Genomic DNA, 23,311 nt, shown 5'->3' with positions numbered 1-23,311 from the left:
GAATAGTCATCCAAGTTATTTCGTTTCGAATTTACCTACCATCAGATTCAGTTGTTCAGCCACTTCGGACAGCTTGGTGGCATACTGGTGGATTTCCTCAAAGGACTGTTCCTGTACGGAAACGGTATCCATAATGCTTTGAGCGTTTGTAGACGTACGTGTGGAAATTTCCGATAGCTGGGCAACCATGGCCGTAACTTCCTGCGTTCCGGCGGAGATCTCTTCCGTCGAGCTGGAAATATCGATGACCTGGTCGGCAACCTGCTGGGTAGCGAGCATAATCTCTTCGAATTTGACGCCCGTTTCCGCGGCCAGCGCCAATCCCTGCTTGATCTCTTCCGTGCTCCGGGATACAAAGTTTACGGCTTTGCCGGTTTCCAGCTGAATTTCCTCAACCAATGCACCGACCTGGTCCGTGGCCAGCTTCGACTGCTCGGCCAGCTTCCGGACTTCTCCGGCAACAACGGCGAAGCCGCGGCCGTTTTCGCCGGCGCGTGCCGCTTCAATGCTGGCATTCAAAGCAAGCAGGTTCGTTTGTTCGGTGATGCTCTTCACCAGATTCAAAATGCTGCCGATTTCTTCGGATTTGGATTCGAGAATCTTCATTGTTTCATAAGTAACGGTTGAAGTTTCGCTGATCTGGCTGATTTGGCTGGAAATGCTCTGCATGGCCGCATTGCCCTCTTCGGATTTGCCCTGCATTTCCTGGGACGCACTCGATACATGGCTAGCATTATGAGCGATCGTTTGCAAAGACGCCGAAATCTGCTGCATGGACGCCCCGGCGTTGGCCGTGGAAACCACCTGTGTCCCTACGCTGTCGTTCATGGTTGCAACCTCAGCGGTAATCGCTTCAACGCCTTGCTTGTTCTGCTCGGTAATCGTAAAGAGATGTTTCGAAACCTCCGAAGAACTGACCGCCGTTTCCTGGATTCCCTGCATAACGGATCTGACGCTGTTCAACATGTTATTGAACTGTTTGTTCAATTCTCCGAACGTGCCTTTTTCGCTCAGCAAAAAGTTCAGCTTGCCCTGGGATACCTTTTGAATCCCCCGAACGAGCTCGTTAAGCGGAAGGAGCGTTTTTCTGGCTACATAATATTGCAGTCCGCCGAAGACGATCAAAGCCGCAAGAAGCAGAACCAGCGTTTCTTCCAGGAACGTTTTTCTGCCGTTAGGAATCATGCTGGCGTTAACGTCTACGCCAAAGTAAGAATCAATTTTACCCGTGTCATCTTTAATCGGATACAAAATGGTCATCCAAGTTCCGAAGCCGTCGCTGTAGACGTCCGTGAACGTTTTTGTGCCTGTTTTCAGCATTTTCCGGATGCCGTCGGCAACCGGTCCCGGCTGCTCGTAGAAATCGCCGACCTTCATGCCTTCCTGTTTAAAAGAATCCAATACGTTATCCGGGAAGGCGATCAGGCTTGTTTGGTTGCCGTTCTTCAGCTCGGTGCCAAACAGGTAACCCTGGGCCACATTCGGATTGTATTCGGACAAACGGTTAAATTCGGCCGTCAGATTCTTTTGGGCTTCGGTATCCCAGCTTTTATCGGCCAAAGCGGCTTCAACGTCTTTATGGTCAAAGTCCTTTGCCCATTGGGTCGTAACCGTTTCGGTCTGGGTTTTGAGCGTTTGCATCAAAATATCGGTCTGGAGATATTCGCTCACGCCTATGAGCAAAATGCCGATAATCAAAATATTAAGCATGGAAAACCATAAGTTCTTGTTAAAATAATTATTTTTATTACCCTTCATGATGGGACAAAACCTCCTGAGTGTTGTGGCTGCTGCGGGTTTAATCTCACGGGGCGTCTTTGCTTGCATGCAAAAGAATCCCCTTGTTCATTCGAAAAAAGACGTGAAAAAGAACGTTTTTGAAAATTTTCCAAAAACTATGAAAAATTACAGTTCTTCTTTCGAAAACAAGCATCAAAAAAAATCGACCTGGCGTCGTCCGTAAATCTGCTTAAAACTGATAACCAACTGCTTCTTTTCTTCTAATCCTTCTTGCTGCCGGTAAACCGGAAACGCTGTCCGACCGCTGTCAACGCTTGACTTTGCCTACAATAGATCCTCGTATCCTGCCTTAAAACTTGAACGAAACGGATGTTTCTAATTTCGGATTTTATGTATGAGGGAAACCTAGCTTTATCACACGAATTCTTTCTGTCGGTGCCTGACTTGACGAAGAATTTATAAGCTTTTTAATCGATAAACTCCCCCTCTTTCCGTCTATTTGCTATTCTCTTCCTTTTCCCCTAATCCTGAACCCTCAACCGTAGAATCCAAATCCTGTAGCTTGGCCACACAGACAGCAGTGACGCATGACAACTTCCTTACTTAATATCGGTTGATTAAACGAATAATTGAGCCTTTTTTCCTAATTTCTTTAAAAATCACTATTGTTTTTCGAGAGCCTTCCACCCTTCTATCATATTTGTTAAAAAAATACACTATAGAGCGAACAAGACGTTCATATACGAACCCCTAGGCTCGTACAATAGAGTAACGCCCGGCGGCTGTTACCCCAAAAAGAGAATCTGCTCAAGAAGGGAATGAAGGAAGTGAAAAGATTTGCCGCGGTTTGGCCGTTTCTGACCGTTGTATTGACCTCGTTTCTGTTTGGAGGATTTGCTTTGTTTTACATCCGTGACCATATGCCCGAGCTTCCGGCGGACCAGGCCGTTTTTGCGCAGTCCGGGCAGCAGCAGGCACAGTCGAAGCTGGTTACGGTCGACGTCAGGAAAAACGGATTTTATCCGAATCACATTGAAATTCAGGCCGGTGAACCTGTCCAGCTCAATTTCAAGAAAGGAAAAGGCATCTCCTGCATTCGCGACGTCGCCTCCACCGATCTGGGCATGAATGTGTATTTGAGAAAAGGAGATAATTACTACACGCTAAGCGACCTCAAACCGGGCACCTATGAATTCCATTGCGGCATGTATATGTACTCCGGCACGATTACGGTAAAATAACCGGAGGTGGATCACGGGACGCAAGTCCGCTTAAAAAAACACAAATCCCCCAAGCCTAAGGCTGGGGGATTTGGCTTTGCAGCGCGGGCGGCCGGACTGACCGCAAGCCATTCAGTAATTTGCTGCAGCCTTCCCTTTAGAAAATGCTGCGCACAAGCCCGCCGTCGATCCGCAGCGCGGCTCCGTTAATGGCTGAAGACAGCGGACTGCAGACGAAAGCTGCGAGGCCGGCAATTTCTTCGGGGCGGATCAGCCGCTGAATGATGGAGGTCGGACGGTTTTCCTTCATGAATTTCCGCTCCGCTTCTTCCAGGGAAAGCTGCTGATCCGGGTACAATGTGTTCAGCATGGTTTCCACGCCTTCGGTCAGCGTAGAGCCGGGCATTAGGGTATTGACCGTTACCTTGGTTCCTTTGGTAAGCTCGGCCAAGCTGCGGGACAAAGAAAGCTGCATCGTTTTGGTGGCGCTGTAATGAGCCATTTCGAGCGACGGCATCACCGCGGCTTCGCTGGCAATAAAGATGATCCGGCCATCGCCGGCATCGATCATGTTTTTTAAATAACGGCGCGTTAAACGTACGGCGCTCATGATATTCACTTCGAAGAAACGGAACCAGTCTTCATCCGGGATATCAAAATATTCCTTGGGTTCAAAAATGCCCAAATTGTTGATCAAAATATCCACTTCAGGGTAAGCGGCCAGCAGGCGTCTGCAGCCTTCCTCCGTACCCAGATCGGCAGCGGCAGGCTCCAATACGGCTCCGGCAACCTTTTCCTTGATTTCTTCGATGACCTCCTTTACTTTATCCTCCGAACGCCCGTTAATGAGCACCTTGGCGCCTTCGGCGGCAAGCGTAATGGCGATCGCTTTGCCAATGCCTGAGGTTGAACCGGTGACCAGCGCGGTTTTTCCTGTTAACTGCAAGTCCATTTTTCATCCCTCCGGGTTCTATTGGGGTGCATGTAAGCTTCCCTTCTATTATTAACCCGAATGGAAGGGATTAACAGTAAGCACTTTCAGGTAATATAGGCACCAAAAGGTTCCCACTGTCCGTTCTGCCTTGTTCCATCCTGCTTTGTTTAGAACTGCTTTGCTCTGATCGCTGCTTTATTTCAGTACTCTTTTCTCCAGTCCGCCAAGGTTTTGCTTTTCTTTCTGCTTCCGCCCCTTGCCCGGACGGTCTGCTGCTTTCTTTCCTTGGCCGCCTGATAGTCGAGCTCGCGCTGCGTCTTATGGTAGTTAACGAGCCGCGAGCTCTCAAGCTCTCCGGAGGCCACTGCTTCACGCACGGCGCAGCCCTCTTCGCTGCGGTGCCGGCAGTCTCGGAAGCGGCAGAGTTGCGCAAGCTCTTCGATATCTGAGAAAGCACCGCTCAGCCCGTCATGGCCGTCGTCCCAAAGCTGCAGCTCGCGCATGCCCGGCGTATCGATCAGGACACCCCCGACCGGCAGCGGAAACAATTCCCGGTGGGTAGTCGTATGCCTGCCGCGGCTGTCGCTTTCGCGGATGCCGCCGGTAGCCTGGATTTCCCGGCCGGCGAGCCGGTTTAGCAGCGTCGATTTGCCCGAACCGGAAGAACCCGCAAGCGCACACGTCCGCGCTCCGCTCAAGTAAGGGGCAAGCTGCTCAATGCCCTGATCCTCCAGCGCGCTGACCGCCAGCACGGGCACTCCCGGCGCGGCACCTTCGGCCTGCGCCAGGTAAAAAGGAAGATCGTCGCACAGATCCGCTTTGCTGAGCACGATCACCGGCATCGCTCCGCTGCTGTAAGCCATAATCAAATAACGTTCGAGTCGCCGAACATTAAAATCGTGGTTAAGCGCAGCTACCAGAAACAGCACATCCACATTGGCGGCCACGATCTGCTCTTTGGTTTCCTGGCCCGCCGCCTGTCTGGAGATTTGGCTCTTGCGCGCCAGCACTCCCCGGATTGTTGCGCTGCCGTCCGATGGGCGGCAGTCCGCGGACACCCAATCGCCGACCGCCGGCACCAGTTCGCCTTCTCCTTCACTCAGCATAAAGCGGTATTTGCCTGACAGTTCGCCCCAAAGCTCCCCATGCGGCGTGATCAGCCGGTATTTATGCCCAAGGTCGGCAATAACCCGGGCCGGAAGCAGGGCCGTCCCTGTTCCCTGGCTTGTTTCGGGCCGGACCTCCTGAGCCTGCTCCTGTTCTTGTTCCTCGTTTGTGAAGGCCTGCACCCACCGCCGCTGAAGCTCCTGATTCCAGCCATACGGCGCGAGCAGCGTTTCATTGTGTTTATTCATCCAATTCCTCCTATTTTTCGCATCTTCCATCATTGTTCGTGCTCTAAACTCCTTCCCTAAAAATAACAAAGACCGCGAAGCTTTCTTCGCGGTCGGCCCTCCAAGCCTCATGTTCCGAACGGTCCTATCCAGCCCTACAGGCTTGCCGCCGGCGGACACACCGCCGACTGCCGCCTGCCGAAGCTCTGACCAGGTTCCGTCTGTTCATGAGTCTATGGAAGAAGCCGTCCTGATTCCTCAGGACGCAAAAAAACCGCGAAAGCACACTGGCTTTCCCGGTCAGGTTCACTTTTAGACCAAGCTGGACTTCTCCGGAGAACTCCGGCCGAATTCCGGAAACATCCGGTTCAATCGTCCATTTCTTGTCTTTCCCTTATCGGCTGCCGGAAAGCTGTGCATGCTGAGCCTTTTGCCAAACCTGCGAATAAGATATCTTTTTCATTGCTACACAGCTCCCTTCCGATAAATAGATAGTTGTATTGTACGGCATAATAAGGCGGATTTAAACGGAACAACCGGCTATACTTGTTTTTTCCCGTTTCCGCATCAACGGTTTGCCGTATCCTCGGTATCCTCTCCATCCTCCCGGATGGTCCGGTAAGACAACATCGCGATTTGTCCGAGCTGCCGAATCCCGTTCAAACGGAATTTAGTATCCGGCACTCCTTTCGGGAATAACGGAATTCCTGCGCCAAGAACCTCCGGAATTACGGCAAGCTCCACACGGTCGATCAGACCGGCTTCCAGGTATCCTTTCACCAGCCTGCCGCCGCCGACAAGCCAAATGTCGCCTTCGGACGCGGCTTTTAATCGTTCCGTCACGACCTGCAGCGATTCATCAGTAAACACTACATGCTCGTTCGGCGTGACCTTTTCGGCTCCGGAAGTAAAAACATAGACTGGCTTCCCCGCATAAGGGAACTCCTCGCTTAGCTGCAGAACCACTTCATAAGTAGACCGTCCCATCACAAGGGATCCGATCGTCCGGTAGAAATCACTGTAGCCATTATCACCCCCGTCCCCCTCTACTTGATCGAGCCAGTCCACGGAGCCGTCCTCCCGGGCAAGATAACCGTCCAGGCTGATCGCCACGTACAAAACCACTTCCTGTTGATTCATCCAAACTCACTCCTTTCTTGATCTGGATTTATGATAAACTGTATTTATGACAAAACTTGTCGTAGATAAACAAGAAAGGGGAACCGCCATGAACGAACGCCGTCTTGCGATCATGAGACTGCTCGATTCCCGCACCAAAATCACCGCCCGCGAGCTGGCCGAACGTTTCGGGGTTTCCGTACGTACGATTCAGCGGGATCTCGATCATCTGCAGCGGGCCGGTTTCCCTCTATATACCGAAACCGGCCCGCATGGAGGTTACCGGGTGCTGCCCAACCGGATTTTGCCTCCCCTGCAGCTGAACCTGACGGAAGCTTTGGGGTTATTTCTGATGCTCCGGCTGCTGGAGCAAATCAAGGATTTCCCTTATTCGGCCGTGCGGGAGCATCTCGCTTTGCAGTATTTTGCGGAGCTGCCCCGGGATGTGCAGGAGCGGATCGACCGGCTGCAGGACCATCTGAGTTTTCCCGCTTTACGGGATACGCCGACTTCCCCTTTTACGACCGAAATCCTGAATGCCGCGCTGGAACGGAGGGAGCTGCGTTTCCTTTATGCTTCGCCTGCTGGCCGGCCCGAAACTAAACAAGCTTATCCGCTGGGCGTTTATCACGATAACCAGCGGTGGTATATGCCCGCTCTGGCGAATGAACGGGTGCTGTTATACCGGGTAGACCGGGTGCTGGAACTGGAAGCGCTGGAGCCTTTCCCTGCCCCGGACGGCAATTCCGGTGCTGCGGCAAAGCTCCCCACGCTGAAGGAATGGCTCAGCGCTGCAGACGAAAGGCCTGGCGTAAAGGTCGTCCTGCGGTTTACGGAATTCGGAGCCAGGCTGGCTGCGGATGAACCGCTTTTTCAGCCGCTTCATGGCGGCGAGTGGATCGGGTCGGTGCCTCCCTCGGAATTCCGTTATCTGTCCCGCAAGCTGCTGGGCTACGGACCCGATGTGCAGGTGCTGGAGCCGCAGGAACTGCGCGAGCGGATGCGGAAGCTGCTGGAGGAGAACCTTGCCTCCTATCTGGAATAGGGAAAAAACAACAAGTGAAAAAACAAGGGCTTCAAACCCGCTAAGCGGAGCTTGAAGCCCTTGCCCTTATCAATGGTGTGTTGTATTGCTCATCTGTTCGTTTGCTCTTTGTCCACCCGTTTGCCCGTTCGCTACAGCGTAATACGCAACGTTTTGATTTCGTAAGGTTTGAAAAACAGCTCTACCGATTGCCCCGTTACCTTCAGCGGCTCCGGATTCTCTTCCAGCAGATCGGTTTCCTCGGCCTGCAGAATGCCGCCAAGCTCGGCAGCCAGCGTAAGGCGCGCCGTTCCGCGGCTGCCGCCGAATTCGTACAGGCGGACGATCAGCGCCGAGCTGTCTTCGGCTTTCTTGACCGTATCGATCAGCACATTCGGCAAATCGATGTCCAGCATGCCAAGCTCGGCCGGACTTGCCGCTTGCGCTTGGCCCGCTTCCAGGCCCACAGCCGCAAGCGGCAGGTTTAATTCGCAGGCCGCCTGCTGCGTCCCGCCCTCCAGCCAGCCGCCGCTGTGCGGAAGCAGCGAATACGTAAAGGCGTGATGCCCCTGATCGGCCGAGCCGTCCGGCCATGTCGCCGATTTGATCAGGCTGAGCCGGATGACATGGCCGCGGATATCATGGCCGTATTTGCAGTCGTTCAGCAGGCTGACGCCATAGCCGCCTTCCGACAAATCCACCCAGCGCTGCGCCACCGATTCAAACCGGGCATAATCCCAGCTCGTGTTCCAATGGGTCGGCCGCTCTACGTTGCCGAATTGGATTTCATAGGTTGCTTTGGTCGAACGAATGTCCACCGGGAACGCGGCTTTGAGCAGCTGCTGATGCTCATGCCAGTCTGCTTCCGTCACAAAGTCAATGCGCGGGTTGTCGCGGTAGACGGTCATTTTTTGCGTAATCTCGGAATTCAGATACCGGTATCTCAGAAGCAGCACTCCCCGCAGCGGGCCTTCCTCCAGCACCTTGATCTCTTGCAGATCGTCTATGACCTTCATTTTCTCCTGGTAAAAAATATCGATATCCCAAGCGTCAAAGTTCATCGGTTTATCTTCAAATACCTGCAGCACGTTGGCCGGTTCGCCTGATTTGAGCACCTCGCGTCCGGCCCGCTTATCTAGCAGCGAAACCAGCTGGCCGTCCTCGTTCAGCCGGATGCTGTAAAACGGCGTTTCAACCGCTCCTGTCGTAATCGCCCAATCCGTGTTCCCGGCGGGCTCAGCGGCGATAGCTGGAGCTTCCTTCCGCCCGTAAAGGGTCGTATAACCGTAAGCCGGAACGTTTTTGACGCTGACCGAAACGATCTTCCCGGAACCGGCCTCAGCCTGAGCCTGAACCTGGCTCTCCAAAAGTTCGCCGTCCGCCGAATACCAGCTCCAATCCTCCGCGTTTCCGGTATCCTCGCCATCCTTCAGGACTACGTCCGCCGTAAATGAACGGCGCCAGCCCAATCCGTTGAAGACGCGGACCACCCGCTGTCCGGCTGCTAAAACAGAGCCTGAATTAGAACCTGAACCCGTACCCGCGGTTTCGGATTTGGACGGATGAAGCCCTTCGATGCCTTCGGCCATCAGCTTCAGAACGGTCTGCTGCGCTTCCTCATATTCCACCCGGCTGTCCTCATACACCTCGCGGATCGAGGAACCCGGGATGATGTCATGGAACTGGTTGCGCAGCACCGTCTGCCAAACGCCGCCCAGCTCGGCAGCCGGATACCGGTGGGCCGGATTCAGCATGTAAGCCAAAGTATTTAAAAATTCAGCCTGATGGAGGAGCTGCTCCATGCGGCGGTTCATCTTTTTGTTATAGGCCTGCGACGTGTAGGTTCCCCGGTGGTATTCCAGGTAAAGCTCACCGTCCCATAAATGCAGCCTCTGCTCGTCCCGGACACTTGCTTCAAGCTCCTTGAAAAAGGTTTCCGCCCCGCCCGGTTTCACCTGAGGAGCAGCCGGCATATCTTCATACCGCCGCACCGCTTCGATCATGTCGCGGGTTGGCCCGCCGCCGCCGTCTCCCCAGCCGTAAGCCAGCAGCAGCTTGTCGTTGATGTCCTTCTGCCGGTAATTGTCCCACAGCCCCTGAACGGAGGAACCGGTCACGTTGCCGTTATAGGTGTAGTACCAGCTTCCGTCGCTGTCCGGCGTCGTGATGTAATGCGTCAGCAGCTCCGTGCCGTCAATGCCGCGCCAGGTAAAGGTGTCGTAAGGGAAACGGTTGAATTGGCTCCAGCTGATTTTGGTCGTCATAAAATAATCGATCCCGCTTTTCTTCAGAATCTGCGGCAGCGCCCAGCTGTAGCCGAATACGTCCGGCAGCCAAAGCACCTTGTTGTCTACGCCAAACTCCTCTCTGAAGAACCGTTTGCCGACCAGCAGCTGGCGCACCAAAGACTCGCCGGACGGAATGTTGCAGTCCGATTCCAGCCACATGCCGCCAGTCGCTTCCCATTTGCCTTCCTGCACGCGTTGTTTGATCTTGGCATACAGCTCCGGAAAATCTTCCTTTAAATAAGCGTAAAGCTGCGGCTGAGACTGAATGAATACATGTTCCGGGAAGCGGTCCATCAGCTGCAGCACCGTGGAAAAGGAACGGCCCGATTTCTCCCGCGTATGTTTCAGGCGCCACAGCCAAGCCACGTCGATATGGCAGTGGCCCACCGCCGTGATCTGCGGACGCGGTCCACGCGGAATGGCCGCCAGCTCCTCGTGCAGCAGTTGTCTGGCCTCCGCTGCGGAGCGGTAGAAATCGTCCGAACCCTTCACGCTCCAGTCGATGCAGGCAAAAGCTTTGTCCAGTGCGGCGATCATCGCCTGCTTCTCCAGCACCCGGTCGTCCAGCACCTTCACTGTCTGCAGCATATGCAGCGCTGTGTAATACAGGTCGTCCACCGCTCCGTCCAGCACAGCGAATTCCAGCCGGTCGACACGGTGATCAAAAGGCACATGGTCGCCGTTCGGGGCGGTCAGCCCGCTCCAGGCCCGGATGGCCAGCAGCGCCTGTCCTGCCTCCACCGAAGCGGCCGGCACAAACAGCTCTCCATGGTTTCGGTCAAGCGCCTGCAGCGCCTCCCCGTTCCAGAAAACCTGGCTTTCATATCCGCTGCAGTTGCCTCCGCCGGTTTCACCGAGCTTGATCAGCCCGACGATGTCCCGTCCTTTCCAGCTCTCCGGAAAGCTTAACTCCGCCACAAACCAGGCATAAACATCTCTCCCGCCCCAGCGGTCCCCGATCCGTACGACCCGACAGCCTTCCGCTTGTCCCACGGCTTCTTCGTACGTTTTTTCTCCTGCAACCAGACGCAGATTCTCAAGCTGTTGGGAGTCCCGGTAACGGAGTCCGGCCAGCTCGTTAATGCGCCGTTCCAGTTTTTCGATCGTAAAATGCATGTTCTCCACCTCGCCTTTTCGTTAGTTCTCGATCCACTGCAAAATGCCTTTAAAACAACAGAATGACTCCAATATGTACCGTCATTATTCATTTAGCCAACTCGATTATAACACGTGTTATATAAAAGAAAAGAGGAGAATTTTCTCCTCTTTTTCCTGCTCTTTTTTAGGGTTAAGTCCCTCTTCCAATTGGAACGATGGGAAACGAGTTCGAGCTGTTTCTTTCCTAATCGGTCATCATTGGTCCGAGCTTATTTAGAAAACGTAATCGCTATGTCTTCCGCCTGGGCATCCCAGGCCACCTTGGCTCCCAGCTGTTCGCTGATCAAACGCAGCGGCAAATAGGAAACGCCGCTAACATCAAACGGCTTTTGCTGAAGCTGGATCGGCGAGCCGTTTAGCTCAACCGTTCCCGTCCGCATATTCAGCTTAATAACCGTTTGTTTTCCGGTCTGGTCCGTCTGTTTGACCGTCACGACCTTCGTTTCCTGATCAAAGCCGATTTGGGCGCCCAGCTGTTCAAAAATAGACCGGACAGGGATAAAGGATTGCCCTCCCCGAATGACCGCGCCGTTTTTTAGCGCTACCGCTTCCCCGTTTAAATGGATGGATATCGGTTTCTGCACTGGAACGGGAATGTCGTGCATAAACTCCATATCCCCGCTGCCAAGCTGGCCGTTTTTGTTTACGCCCCATCCCCAAAGCGAACCGTCCTGCTTCTGCATCAAAACGTGGCGGTCGCCGCTTTTAATGGAAGAAACTCCGTTCGCCAAAAGCCGGAACGTCGCATCCCCCGGCATCTGTTCTTGCTCCCGCGAGGTTTCATAAACCTGGCCCGCGGCCGTAAGGACCACTAAAGAACGTTCCGCCGTCACCGCCTGCCGCACTTGGCTGATTTTGGACAGCAGCACCGGAATTGTCTGGTCGTGATAGGTAGTACCGTCCGAGTAGCCCGTTACGGTATTGCCCCAAAACCAGAGCCGGGACTGCCGATCAATCGCCAGCTTAACGCTGTCGTCTCCCTGTAAATCTCCTATAGGCGGAAGAGCGCTGATTTGAACCGGCGTCAGAGGCTGATCGAATTGCCGCTCGGTCTCGAACTGGCGGGGCCAGGTCCAGACGGTGCCGTCTTTTTTCAAAGCCGAATTGCCTTTAATTGCAGTGATGTCCGTTAAATCAGGAATCTGCACGAAAGAAGTCAAAGCTCCATCCGCATTCATCCAAACCGTACCGTCTTGCTTCAGCACGATCCACTGGGGTTTATAGTCGTAATTCGCTCCAATTTCAAAATAGAACTGTACCGCCGTGGCCCCCCATTCAGCCGCTCTCAGCTCGTCTGCCGCAAAATCCCGGCTTCCAAGCTAAGCAGCTCGGAGCGGACCTTCACCACTTCGCCGATGACGATGAGCGCCGGGTTTTCGGCTTGCATGGCGGCAGCCAGTTTGTCTATGCGGTCAAGCGTGCCCGTTATAATCCGCTGCCGCTCCGTCGTCCCCCGCTCGATGATCGCAGCGGGCGTGCCGGGCGCCTTCCCGTTCTTCAGCAGCTGGCTGCGGATTTCCGAAAGCTCCGCTATCCCCATATAGATGACCAGCGTATCCACGGCTCCGGCCAGCAGATCCCACCGTACCGGATGTTCTCCGCTCACGGACCGGCTCCCGGTGACAAAAGCGCAGGAGGCGGATATCCCGCGATGCGTCAAAGGGATTTCACCGGAAGACGCAGCGCCCAAAGCCGAGGTGATCCCGGGAATGATTTCGTAAGGAATGCCGGCTGCCGCCATGGCCAGCGCTTCTTCTCCCCCTCGTCCGAATACAAGCGGGTCCCCGCCTTTTAAACGGACGACGTGTTTCCCGGACAAGGCGTATTGCTCCATCAACGATTGAATTTGCTCTTGAGAAAACGTATGTTTACCGGGCTCCTTGCCGCAATAAATCGTTATCGCTTCGGGTTTGGCATAATGCAGCAGTTCCCGATTCACCAGCCTGTCGTATAAAATAACGTCCCCTTCCCCGATCCGGCGAACCGCTTTGAGCGTAATCAATTCCGGATCTCCGGGACCGGCCCCGACAATGGAAACCCGGCCGGCGCTCATGACGGCACTCCGGTGGTAACCCGTAGAAATACCAACCCCCGTTCCGGATCCACCTCTACGGGAAACGTTGTCACGCAGCCCGTGTCAGGCTCCTGCACGGCCCCGCTGCGCAGATCGATCCGCCAGTCGTGCAGGGGACAATGAACCATCCGGCCGCAGACCATGCCCTCCGAAAGAACCCCGCCCTTATGCGGGCATTTGTTCTCCACCGCCAAAATTTCGCCGTCGGACAAGCGGAACAAGGCAATTTCCATGTCGTTGACCCGTACAAGCCTTGATCCTTTCGGATCGATTTCCGCCACCGATCCGACCAGCATTTTTACCGTCTCCATCCTCTTCATGCCCCTTCCTGTCTCTAAATTCCTGTCCGGCTCACTTCTTCACCAGCCAGCGGTTCAAAGTTTTTGCGGAGCTCGGGTTCGTTCACGATCTGTTTCCATGGATCCGTCGTTTTGTCCAGAACGGCGCGGATTCGGGCCTGCAGGGCCGCTCTGGCTTCCCCGCTTTCAAGCGCTTGTTTGATGCTGTCCAACCCTACGCGTTCGACCCAGGTAGAGGTGCGTTCATTCCAGTTTGCATTCTCCCTGTAATACTGCAGAAAAGCCGATGCCCACTCGACGACCTCATCCTCCGTCTTGACGACGCACAGCAGGTCGGTTGCCCGCACATGCACGCCGCCGTTGCCGCCGACATGCAGCTCCCAGCCGCCGTCGATCGCTACGATGCCAAAATCTTTAATCGTAGCTTCGGCACAATTTCGCGGGCAGCCGGAGACGGCTAGTTTGACTTTGGCGGGAGCGTTAAGCCGCTCAAACTCCCGTTCCAGCCTGATGCCCATCCCGATGGCGTCCTGAGTGCCGAAACGGCAAAATGTATTGCCGACGCAGGTTTTGACCGTGCGCAGCGTTTTGCCGTAAGCATGGCCGGAAGGCATATCCAGCGCCTCCCAAATCTTCGGCAGATTTTCCTTCTTGACGCCCAACAGGTCAAGCCGCTGCCCGCCGGTAAATTTGACCATCGGCACCTCAAACTGCTCCGCCACCTCGGCAATTTTCTTAAGCTCCGAAGGAGAGGTAACCCCTCCGTAAATGCGCGGGACTACCGAATAAGTGCCGTCCTTCTGGATGTTGGCATGGTACCGTTCGTTGGTAATCCTCGATTCTTTTTCGTCCACGTATTCATCCGGCCAAAGCATGCCCAGGTAATAGTTCAGCGCAGGCCGGCATTTCGTGCAGCCTTCTTCGGTTTCCCAGCCGAGCACGTTGATCACTTCCTTAACCGTCATGAGGCGCATCCGTTTGATTTCGGCCACGATTTCATCCCGGCTCATCGGCGTGCAGCCGCAAATTCCTTCCTTCACGCTGACGGCGGCTTCCCCGGCATAAATCTGAAGCAGCCCTTCCACCTCAGGTTTGCAGCCGCCGCAGGAGCCGGAGGCTTTCGTGCACGCCTTGATCTGACCTACACTGGTGCAGCCCTTCTCCTGAATGGCCTGCATAATCGTGCCTTTGGACACCCCGTTGCAGCCGCAGACGATTTCATCCTCCGGCATGGCTTCAAGCCTGCCGCCGCCCGTTCCCTTGGATAAGGCGTCTGCCGGAACGCCTAACAGCAGTTCTTTTTCCCGGCCCTGGATCGACTCGCCTTTCTTCATTAAAGAGAACAACTCGGCTCCGTCCGACGTATCTCCGAACAAAACCGCTCCCACCAGCCTCTCGCCCTGAATGACCAGCTTCTTGTACGTTCCCTCCAGCTCATCCTGATATCTAAGAACTCGCGAGCCATCCTGCTCCTTATAGCTGCCGGCAGAAAACACATCTACGCCGGATACTTTGAGTTTCGTCGAGGTCACTGAACCCGCGTAGCCTTCAGTAGTCACGTCCGCAAGGCGTTTGGCCAAAACCGCCCCCTGTTCATATAACGGGGCAACGAGGCCATAAGCGATTCCCCGATGCTCCGCGCATTCGCCCAGCGCATAAATACCCGGGGCACTCGTTTCCATATAGTCGTTTACAACAATCCCTCTGCTTACCTCCAGCCCTGCCTTTTTCGCCAGCTCAATATTAGGCCTGATACCGACCGCCATCACCACAAGATCGGCGTCGATCCGCTCTCCGTCCGTAAATGCCAGTGTCCTGGCGCGGCCCCGGCCCAGAATCGCCTCCGAATGCTTGGAGAACAGAAACTTCATGCCCTGCTGTTCCAGCTCCCGTTGCAGCATACGCGAAGCCGTCTCGTCCAGCTGTCTTTCCATTAAATAAGGGTGGATATGGACGACCGAAACCTCCATCCCCAGGTTCAGCAGCCCTCTCGCCGCTTCCAGGCCAAGCAGTCCGCCTCCAATTACCGCAGCTTTGCTGTAGGTTTTGGAAGCTTCGATCATCGTCTCGCAGTCCTGAATGCTCCGGAAAGCAATTACGCCTTCCTTGTCCGCGCCGGGCAGGGGCAGCATAAACGGGTTCGAGCCGGTAGCCAGCACCAGCACATCGTAGGCAGCTTCCACCCCTTGATCGGAAACTACCTTCTTTCCGGCCGTATCGATCCGGTTCACCGTATGTCCCAGATGAAGCGTGATGTGATGTTCTTTGTACCAGTTCAGATCATTCAGAATAATTTCATCCATTCCGGTTCCCCCGGCGAGTACGGAAGACAACATAATCCGGTTGTAATTCGGATGAGGCTCCGAACCAAAAATCGTAATTTCATACCGCTCCGGCGCCAGCTTCAGCAAATGCTCCAGCATGCGCAGCCCGGCCATTCCGTTACCTACCAGCACCAGCTTCTCTTTCTGTTTCAAGGCCATCCCCTCCACGCTCCTTTGTTTAAAGAAAAACAGAAAAAGCCTGCAGCATTCCGCAGGGAAACATAAAGTTCCCTTCGAAATGAAACAGGCTTCATTGCCTCGATTAACGAATACGCCATTGTATCCGCGCAAATTAGTTATAGAAAGACTATACATGCCGGAGGTCGACACGTCAATAATTCTAACATATAAAATTTTTTTATTTAAAATCCGCTAGACAATGCTTACCCGCGTTATATAATGTTACATAATCAAACTAAAGGAGTCCCGAACATGCACTCCCTATTGATCATTAGAAGCAGGTTAACCCCTTCGGATCACCAGTATCTTCTCTCCTCTGAAGCAGGTTCCGCCGAAAAAGTTTTGCTGCAGAGCGGTTATCAGGTCACAGCGGCCGACAATCCCGATGAAGCGCTGCTTCAGTTCCAGGACGCCGACGCTGCGATCCTTGTCGTCCCGATTTCGGAATATCCGGATTGGCGCAGCGAGCTTTTGAAACATAAAGCCGCACCGGCGCTCTGGTGGTGCTCCGAGCTCACCTCGGACCTGTCCGCAGCGGCTTGTGAGGATGATTTTGCGGCTGACGGCATCCTTTCGGCTTCCATGACTCCGTCCGATGTTCATTGGGCGCTGCATTTCAGCGCGAGGCAGTTCTATGCGCAGCAGCAGTGGCTGAAAGAACGGGAGCAGCTGCTCTCTCGGCTTGAAGAGCGGAAGTGGATCGATATGGCTAAAGGCATTATTTCCAAGATGAGGAACATCCCGGAGTCGGAAGCCTACGAATTCTTGCGCAAGCAGGCGATGAACGAACGCAAGCGCATGGTCGATGTAGCAACCTCGATCGTTAAGGCTTATCAGCTGCTGCATAAACCCTAAGAGGAGGACGGCTTAACTCATGATCAATCATTTAAAAGAAGTAGCGCGCGGCAAACGCGGGGCACGGGACTTAAATTACGAGGATGCCTACCATGCCGCCGAGTCGATACTAAACGGAGCTTCAACCCCCGCTCAAACCGGAGCTTTTCTCGCCGCCGAGCGGATCAAGCTGGAATCCATCCCCGAGCTGGAAGCGTTCGTGCAGGCTGTCAGAATGAATGCCAGGCGGGAAAATGTGTTTCGGGAAAATCTGGACTGCGCGGCACCTTACGACGGACGGAGGTCTTCGTTTATTTCCACCTTCCCCGTGGCTTTTCTGCTTTCGGCGGCAGGGCTTCCCGTGACGCTTCACGGAAGCGCCCCCCTGCCGCCGAAATGGGGCATTACCCTTCAGGATATTCTGCTGGAAGCCGGCCTGAATCCGGAGCTGCTGGCCCCCGAGGACTTTATCGCCGCCGCCCGGCTCGGCGGGGTGCTGTACGCCAATGCCGACCGCTGGTCCCCAAAGCTGGCCTCGCTGCGGCCAATCCGCGAAGAGCTGGGGATGCGCACCATTTTTAACACGGTCGAAAAACTCGCCGATTATGGTACGTCGCCCTACATCGCGTTTGGCATTTTTCATAACACGGTGTTTGACCGTATATCTCGTTTATTGATCAAGCTGGGTTACAAAAACGCCCTGATCATTCAGGGCCAGGAGGGCTCTGATGATCTGTTCATTGACCGCGCCAACCGGATCTACGTCCTCGACAACGGTACGCCTTCCATGGATGTCATCGATCCGGAAATGATCGGCCTGGATACGCCCGTTCCCGACCTGGAGTGGTCGGCAGCTCTGCAGCTGCACACGGCTGAAGAGGTCCTGCAGGGACGCGGACATATGGCGTTCTATAACCAAACGCTGCTTAATGCGGCGGTAAGGCTCCATCTTGCTCGAAAGGTCGGATCCGTCGAAGAAGGTTTATATACCTGCAAAAGCCTGCTCGACAGCGGGGAAGCCTGGCAGACCTATACGGAATGGAAAAACGCCCTGCTGGCCAGCGCCAAATCCGCCTCGGGGAGCCGCTGACCTAAAAAACGCTTCATCTAAAAAAATGACGTGAACCGGGTGCAGAATGCCCACCGGCCCACGTCATTTTTAATTTCAAGCCTAACTCGTATCAGGTCCTTACACTGCCTGATTATCTTTATCCGCCTTTATCTCGATAAATTCGCAGTTGGTCAGGTTGGTTGTTCGGGCCACCATGTTCAACTGCATTTTGAGAATCGGATTATCGGCGGCGATGCGGAAAATAATTTTTTGGAACCCGTCGTTTTTGTACAGCTCGAAACAGTGACCCAAATGCGGAAGCGATTCCGGCGCCGATACTTCCAGACGGCTGCAATCCAGATCAATAACGTAGTCCGGAACATGAATGCCGGCCACATACTGATGATACGCCTCTATGGAAGCTTTGCCATCCTCCGGCGAAAAAACGCCTTCCACCCGAACCTTCATCGTTTTTGTTGCCTTATGCAGCTCAATGCTAAAGCTCCCCATAACAATTCCTCCAAGTATGTAAATCTTGCTCATGTATGCTGCAATTGTCGGGCACCGAGACAAAAGATAACGATAGATGTCTGCGTCTGTGCAAGGTACTTTACTAATATACTATGGCTTCAGGAAATATTCGACTGCTTTTTTATATTTTCTACACAATCCGACACCCTCCTTATTCCACACCTCTCGCACAAAAAAAGAAAAGCACCGGACCAGGTCCGATGCTTTTCAGGATGCATATTAGGTTCTGCTAGATTTATTAAGTTCATAGGTTCATTAAGGTAAACTCAGTACTGTAACAACAAACTCACATTCTGCCAGCCCGCGCCTACCGTCCATAACACGAGATAATCCCCGCGTTTTACCTTTCCGTCCCGGACGGCCTGATGCAGCGCCAGAACAGGGCTTGTACTGAGCGTATAACCGAACCGGTCCCCGATATAAACGACTTTTTCCGGGTCCAGGCCAAGGCCTTCCGATACGCGTTTGATATTGCCGGGCGTGAACTGGGAGAACATAAAAGCGGCTACGTCGTTTTGGTCTATTGCGTTTCGGCCCAGCAAAATCCGGATAGAGTCGACAGCCGATGCGGCGCAAACCGAATCGTCAAACGGCACAAACTGCAGCTGCGCGTCCTTGGCCGTAAACTCCTCACGGTACAGGTTCGACAACCCGTAGGCCGGAAACTTGGAGTTGTCGATCACCGACGTATCCGTTTGGTAAACCGAATCGATAAATCCGCGCGTCCCCTCGGCCGGCTCCAAGATGACGGCTACAGCCGCTTCACCTACGTTGGAATGATAAACAGGCTCATCCGGCGTATGGATGGACAAATAATCGGCGCCCACCACCAAAGCGCGTTCGATCCGCGGATTGGACATCATGTAACGGGAGGCTTGCTCGATGGCGACCAGCATGCCGGTACAGTTGGCATTGATGTCGAAGCAGGCCGTATTCAGATCCCCGCCCAGCGAATGATGCAGCTTCAGCGCGTTGCTTGGCAGCAGGTATTCAGGTGTTTGGGAAGTGAAAATAATCAGGTCGACATCCGGAGCCTGCAGGCCGGCTTGTTCCAAAACCGCCTTGGAGGCTTCCAAAGCCATCGTAAAAGAGTTTTCGGCAGGGGTATCAATAACGAAACGTTTATTTCGGCCAAGGCCGTTTACCAAACTTGTGACATCCGTACCCTTTTCGGCAAAATACTTGATATAGTAATCGTTGCCTACTTCATGGGCCGGATGATACATCGCAATTTCCCTGATTTGCACGCCGCTCATTGGGCACCCTCCTCGTTAGTTATTTATTGTTCGATGATTTCGTATTTGTCCATCTGAACCGTCCGTGCTACGCGGGACAGCTGCATTTTCAGAATCGGATTTTTCGCGATGCGGAAGGTAATGCTGTGGAACCCGTCACTTTTGAATTGTTGAAAGTTTGCCTCCAGCAGCGGCAGCGTGTCCGGTGCAGACACATTCAGTTTGGTGCAGTCAATATCGATGGCGAATTCAGGAATATTAATCGTAGAAACGGCTTCTTTGTAAGCGTTGATGGATTTCATGCCATCCTCGGGCGTAAAAGTGCCCTCTACTTCTGCGTAAAAGACTTTTGCGTTTTTATCAACGTTAATTGTAAAACTTCCCATGTGTAATTCCTCCAAAACCGTTAGGATTTATTTTTTGTTATCTAGATGTTTCCGTTATTTCTTGAGCGCCTTCAGCCGGTCCAGGATCGGAGCGGGTTCGCTGCCGTCCGTATTGACTTCAATGATGCACGGACCGGTCATTTCCCGGATAAAACCCGGGATTTCATCCATATCCTCAAGCGTGTCCACAGAAAGTCCCCTGATCCCGGCAAGGCGCATCATATCGCTGATCGAAACGCGCTCCTGCTTATAATCCGGTATGGTCCGGTTGAACAGGAATTTTTGGCCTCGTTCCACGTAAGAAAGCATGGCATTGTTGATGATGATATAAACAATCGGGAGCTTGTATTCCTTCGCCGTAAGCACTTCCGTGCCGTTCATGAAAAAGGAACCGTCCCCCGCGATGACCGCCACCGGACGTGTACGGTCTCCAAGATAAACGCCGGGGCCTCCGGCCATCGCCGATCCCATTGCGCCGTAGTTCAGGTTGATTTCAAAATCTCCGCCCTCCGGAACCTCCAGATATTTCACGACAAAATTGGTGAACTCGCCAATGTCGCAGGCGTAGCGGGTTTCTTTCGGCATCACCTTGCCCAGCTTCTCCAGGAACAGCCGCAGCGACAAGCCGGTATGATTTTTTTCATACGGAGCATTCAGCGGCAGCGGTTTGACAAAGGTATGGGCGGACGGCTTGACCCGGGCGGACAGGTAAGGCAGCACATCCCTCAAATCTCCCTGAATTTGAACATCGGTCTGAAAAACCTTCCCAAGCTCTTTCGCATCCCGATCGATTTGAATTACCTTGCGCCCGCTTACTAGCACATCGTTAAAGTTGCAGGTCGACGCTTCGCCAAGGCTTGTCCCCAGGATCAGCAGGCAGGTCGGTTCGCTTGAAGCGACATATTCGCTGGCAACGTCCGTGCTGGAGAACCCGTAATTGCCAAGGTTCAGCAAAAATTCGGCCGGGATGATCCCTTTGGCTGAAGGAGTGGTGATAATCGGCCACTGCAGCCGTTCGCTGAGCGCCATGATTTCCTTGGCCACCAAACGCCCTCCACGGCCCACCATGATCAGCCCCCTGGCTTCGTCGTTGATTAAGGAGGCGGCGTGGTCAACCAAACCGGCCGGATAAGGCATGCGCTGAAGCTCCTGCAGATCCGGCGCAGCGGGAAGCCGGGCCGGAGCTTCGAGACGCTGCACGTCGATCGGCACGGAGATATGTACCGGACCAAAGGGTGGAGTCAGGGCGATGCGCACCGCTTTATCCAGCTCGGCCAGCACATCGGCTTCATCCATGACGGTATTGCTGTATTTGGTAATCGGTCTGACGATATGCTGCGCATCCATCTCCTGGATCGCGCCTTTGCCGATCTGCCAGCGGTTGACATACCCGGTGACGATCAGCATCGGAGCTTTGGCGCGCATCGCGTCGGCTATGCCGTTCATCATGTTGCCGACGCCTACGGCACCTGCACCGGCGCAAACGGACAACCTGCCGGTCGTGCTGGCGTATCTGGCGGCCATATAGGCGGCGCCGGCTTCATTTTTCGTAATAATAGGCTGAATATCCACATCGATCAAAGCATCGTAAATCGGGCTGATAATTCCGGCGGGAATCCCGAATACGTATTCAACTCCGGTTTCTTTCAAATACTTTAGCATGGCCTCTGCAATGTTCATGATTTCTTCCCAACCCCTTATCCAAGAATTTGAAAAGCACCTCTGTATTGATCAACCAGGCGTTCGGCATGTTGAATTTCCTCTTCGCCAAAATGATGCAGCTCCCCGATGGCAGCCACAACTACAATACCCTGAACACTTTCTTCCTCCACAACCGGAATAATCATAATGCTGTCGATGCCGAACAGAAAAAACTCATCGGACGAACGCGGATCGTTTTTGACGTCCTGAACTACAGACGTATGAGGCTGCGCCATAAGGGACAGCAGGAGCCTGTCTTTTTCAATGTGGACCGGATTCGCGGCATGCGCTTGCTTCCATCTCTCAACGCCCAGATGGTCCGTATTCGTTTTGAGTACCGGACTAAGGCGGCCGTCAACTATTTCGTGGTAAGCAATGTCTGCAACACCGGTAAGCCGGACAAGTTCTTCGAATAATAAAGGTAGCTGTTCCATTTCCGCCCTCCCTGACCGTTTCAGTCCGTTAGATATGGATATTCGGTTAAACTAATGCGTATATTTGCTGAACTGCTCGCGAAGCTGCCCGGCGTCACTTTCAAGCTGTCTGGCGGATGCCAGCGTTTGCTCCATAGAGCTCAGCTGCTCATCCGAGCATGCCGCAATCTCTTTCGTACCGGCTAAATTCATTTCTGTAATGGCTAAAGTTTGCGTAACCGAGCCCAGGATATGTTCGGTGCTGGCGTTGATTTGCTGGGTAACCGCGGAAACCTCCTGCACCCGGGTCGAAACCTGCTCCGCCAGACGGACGATGCCATGGAAGGACTCGCCGGCTTCGGAGACCAGGACGCTTCCGGTTTCCACTTCGGTTTTCACTTTGCCCATTGCGAGAATCGATTCCTGGGAACCCTGCCTGATATGCGATACCGTTCGTGCGATCTCGTTGGCGGATTCGGCGGATTGCTCCGCCAGCTTGCGGATTTCCCCGGCTACTACGGCAAAACCTCTTCCGTATTCCCCGGCTCTGGCCGCCTCAATGGCCGCATTTAAGGAGAGCAGGTTGATTTGACTTGCGATCTCGGCGATCATCAGCGTAACGCGGTCGATTTCCGCGGTCCGTTCATCCAGCTCATGGACCGCCTGCGACGAAAGGAGCGTCGTATCGTAAATAATGCTTATTTGATCGACCAGTCGGCCGATCTTTTCATTTCCTTCATTCGCCAAACGCGCCGCGTCGGAGGATTCGTTAGCTACGTCCTGCGAGGACAAGGCGATTTGCTCCATGCCTTTTCCTACTTCCTCCAGCATCAGTTTGTTCCCTCTGGCGCTCTCTACCAGCTGCTCGCTGCCTTCGGTGATCATTTTGATGGATTCGGCAACGCCGACCACCATGTCCGTGCAAAATTCCATGCTGCTGGACAAATCTTTGGACGTAGTTGTGACTTTCCCCGCCATTTCGCTTGTATGTCCGATAACTTCATGGAGTTTGGTGCCCATTTGCCCGAAATAAGCGGCAAGTTCCCCGAATTCACCGCCTGCCTCCAGCTTTGCCGCGTCGGTCTTACGGCCTTGCGCCGCCTCCTTCGCATATTCCGTCATCTTCCGAAGCGGTTTCATCAGATGATCCGTAATAAGCCGGAGTTCAACCAGACTGAGCAGGATAAACAAGACAACCATGGAAAGGGTTCCCCATACATTCATCCATCCAAGCCTGTTCAAAACAAGGCCAAACCCAATCGCCAAAATAGCAAGCGGAGCAGCGCCCAGCAGCACCAGCTTGCGCGTGATTCCTTTTCTCAACATTAACAGGTTCAACTTACTTGCTCCTTTGCTGTCTGTAGTTGCCGATGGTTCAAATGCTTTGTTTAAATTCCTGCTGCCTGACGGGACGGGCAGCCTGTTCCTGAACGGACCTCCTTTGCGCCGAAATTCCCGCGAAAACG

At 53.8% G+C, this 23,311-nt stretch carries 19 protein-coding genes; 4 read left to right on the top strand and 15 right to left on the bottom strand.

Going from position 1 to position 23,311, the window contains the following annotated elements; all coding sequences use genetic code 11:
- Nucleotides 1–15 precede the first annotated feature (15 nt).
- Nucleotides 16–1,758, bottom strand: a complete 1,743-nt coding sequence (locus AC3ZPD_RS10840; RefSeq protein WP_490984287.1) for a methyl-accepting chemotaxis protein — start codon at nt 1,756–1,758, stop codon at nt 16–18.
- A gap of 809 nt (nt 1,759–2,567) precedes the next feature.
- On the opposite strand from AC3ZPD_RS10840, the gene AC3ZPD_RS10835 reads away from it, so the two are divergent.
- Nucleotides 2,568–2,981, top strand: a complete 414-nt coding sequence (locus AC3ZPD_RS10835; protein WP_490984286.1) for a cupredoxin domain-containing protein — start codon at nt 2,568–2,570, stop codon at nt 2,979–2,981.
- 136 nt (nt 2,982–3,117) lie between these two features.
- On the opposite strand, the gene AC3ZPD_RS10830 is transcribed toward AC3ZPD_RS10835, so the two are convergent.
- The 3 genes from AC3ZPD_RS10830 to AC3ZPD_RS10820 form a co-directional block, all read right to left on the bottom strand.
- The gene (locus AC3ZPD_RS10830) at nt 3,118–3,912 is read right to left on the bottom strand and encodes an SDR family NAD(P)-dependent oxidoreductase (protein WP_490984285.1); all 795 of its coding nucleotides are present in this window, start codon (nt 3,910–3,912) and stop codon (nt 3,118–3,120) included.
- Between the two features lie 182 nt (nt 3,913–4,094).
- Nucleotides 4,095–5,249, bottom strand: a complete 1,155-nt coding sequence (rsgA, locus tag AC3ZPD_RS10825) for a ribosome small subunit-dependent GTPase A (RefSeq protein WP_490984284.1) — start codon at nt 5,247–5,249, stop codon at nt 4,095–4,097.
- A gap of 546 nt (nt 5,250–5,795) precedes the next feature.
- Nucleotides 5,796–6,368 (bottom strand): dihydrofolate reductase family protein, encoded by a 573-nt coding sequence (locus AC3ZPD_RS10820; protein WP_490984283.1) that lies wholly within the window; start codon nt 6,366–6,368, stop codon nt 5,796–5,798.
- A gap of 88 nt (nt 6,369–6,456) precedes the next feature.
- Here AC3ZPD_RS10820 and AC3ZPD_RS10815 point away from each other — a divergent pair, with 88 nt between their 5' ends.
- A complete protein-coding gene (locus tag AC3ZPD_RS10815; protein ID WP_490984282.1) occupies nt 6,457–7,392 on the top strand; it encodes a helix-turn-helix transcriptional regulator in 936 nt (311 codons plus the stop codon).
- A 131-nt stretch (nt 7,393–7,523) separates the two neighbouring features.
- Here AC3ZPD_RS10815 and AC3ZPD_RS10810 read toward each other — a convergent pair whose 3' ends face one another.
- The 5 genes from AC3ZPD_RS10810 to nirB all read right to left on the bottom strand — a co-directional run bounded on the left by AC3ZPD_RS10810 (nt 7,524) and on the right by nirB (nt 15,667).
- Nucleotides 7,524–10,775: an alpha-mannosidase gene (locus tag AC3ZPD_RS10810; protein ID WP_490984281.1), complete on the bottom strand. Its 3,252-nt coding sequence runs from the start codon at nt 10,773–10,775 to the stop codon at nt 7,524–7,526.
- Between the two features lie 251 nt (nt 10,776–11,026).
- Complete coding sequence (locus tag AC3ZPD_RS10805) at nt 11,027–12,022, bottom strand: stalk domain-containing protein (RefSeq protein WP_490984280.1); 996 nt, start codon at nt 12,020–12,022, stop codon at nt 11,027–11,029.
- A gap of 80 nt (nt 12,023–12,102) precedes the next feature.
- A complete protein-coding gene (gene cobA, locus AC3ZPD_RS10800) occupies nt 12,103–12,870 on the bottom strand; it encodes a uroporphyrinogen-III C-methyltransferase (RefSeq protein ID WP_490984279.1) in 768 nt (255 codons plus the stop codon).
- Nucleotides 12,867–13,202: a nitrite reductase small subunit NirD gene (nirD, locus tag AC3ZPD_RS10795; RefSeq protein WP_490984278.1), complete on the bottom strand. Its 336-nt coding sequence runs from the start codon at nt 13,200–13,202 to the stop codon at nt 12,867–12,869. Before nirD ends, cobA begins: the two co-directional genes overlap by 4 nt.
- Before the next feature lie 23 nt (nt 13,203–13,225).
- On the bottom strand, nt 13,226–15,667 hold the full coding sequence (gene nirB, locus AC3ZPD_RS10790; protein WP_490984320.1) for a nitrite reductase large subunit NirB: 2,442 nt from the start codon (nt 15,665–15,667) through the stop codon (nt 13,226–13,228).
- A 279-nt stretch (nt 15,668–15,946) separates the two neighbouring features.
- On the opposite strand from nirB, the gene AC3ZPD_RS10785 reads away from it, so the two are divergent.
- Nucleotides 15,947–16,549 carry an ANTAR domain-containing response regulator gene (locus tag AC3ZPD_RS10785; protein ID WP_490984277.1) on the top strand — a complete coding sequence of 201 codons (603 nt, stop codon included), beginning with the start codon at nt 15,947–15,949 and terminating at the stop codon, nt 16,547–16,549.
- Nucleotides 16,550–16,568: 19 nt separating this feature from the next.
- Nucleotides 16,569–17,618 (top strand): anthranilate phosphoribosyltransferase, encoded by a 1,050-nt coding sequence (locus AC3ZPD_RS10780; protein ID WP_490984276.1) that lies wholly within the window; start codon nt 16,569–16,571, stop codon nt 17,616–17,618.
- Between the two features lie 99 nt (nt 17,619–17,717).
- On the opposite strand, the gene AC3ZPD_RS10775 is transcribed toward AC3ZPD_RS10780, so the two are convergent.
- From AC3ZPD_RS10775 to AC3ZPD_RS10750, 6 genes are all read right to left on the bottom strand, one after another.
- Nucleotides 17,718–18,089: a hypothetical protein gene (locus AC3ZPD_RS10775; RefSeq protein WP_490984275.1), complete on the bottom strand. Its 372-nt coding sequence runs from the start codon at nt 18,087–18,089 to the stop codon at nt 17,718–17,720.
- Nucleotides 18,090–18,376: 287 nt separating this feature from the next.
- Nucleotides 18,377–19,366 (bottom strand): ketoacyl-ACP synthase III, encoded by a 990-nt coding sequence (locus AC3ZPD_RS10770; RefSeq protein ID WP_490984274.1) that lies wholly within the window; start codon nt 19,364–19,366, stop codon nt 18,377–18,379.
- A 23-nt stretch (nt 19,367–19,389) separates the two neighbouring features.
- Entirely contained in the window at nt 19,390–19,731 is a 342-nt protein-coding gene (locus AC3ZPD_RS10765; protein ID WP_490984273.1) for a hypothetical protein, read from the bottom strand.
- Nucleotides 19,732–19,785: 54 nt separating this feature from the next.
- Nucleotides 19,786–21,411, bottom strand: coding sequence for a thiamine pyrophosphate-binding protein (locus tag AC3ZPD_RS10760; RefSeq protein WP_490984272.1), 1,626 nt, complete (start codon nt 21,409–21,411; stop codon nt 19,786–19,788).
- Nucleotides 21,412–21,428: 17 nt separating this feature from the next.
- On the bottom strand, nt 21,429–21,866 hold the full coding sequence (locus AC3ZPD_RS10755) for a GAF domain-containing protein (RefSeq protein ID WP_490984271.1): 438 nt from the start codon (nt 21,864–21,866) through the stop codon (nt 21,429–21,431).
- A gap of 51 nt (nt 21,867–21,917) precedes the next feature.
- Nucleotides 21,918–23,183 carry a methyl-accepting chemotaxis protein gene (locus tag AC3ZPD_RS10750; protein ID WP_490984270.1) on the bottom strand — a complete coding sequence of 422 codons (1,266 nt, stop codon included), beginning with the start codon at nt 23,181–23,183 and terminating at the stop codon, nt 21,918–21,920.
- Between the last annotated feature and the right edge of the window lie 128 nt (nt 23,184–23,311).

Source organism: Paenibacillus mobilis (assembly GCF_058267595.1).
The sequence above is the reverse complement of the archived record's forward strand: the minus strand, read 5'-3'. Positions and strand labels throughout refer to the sequence as shown.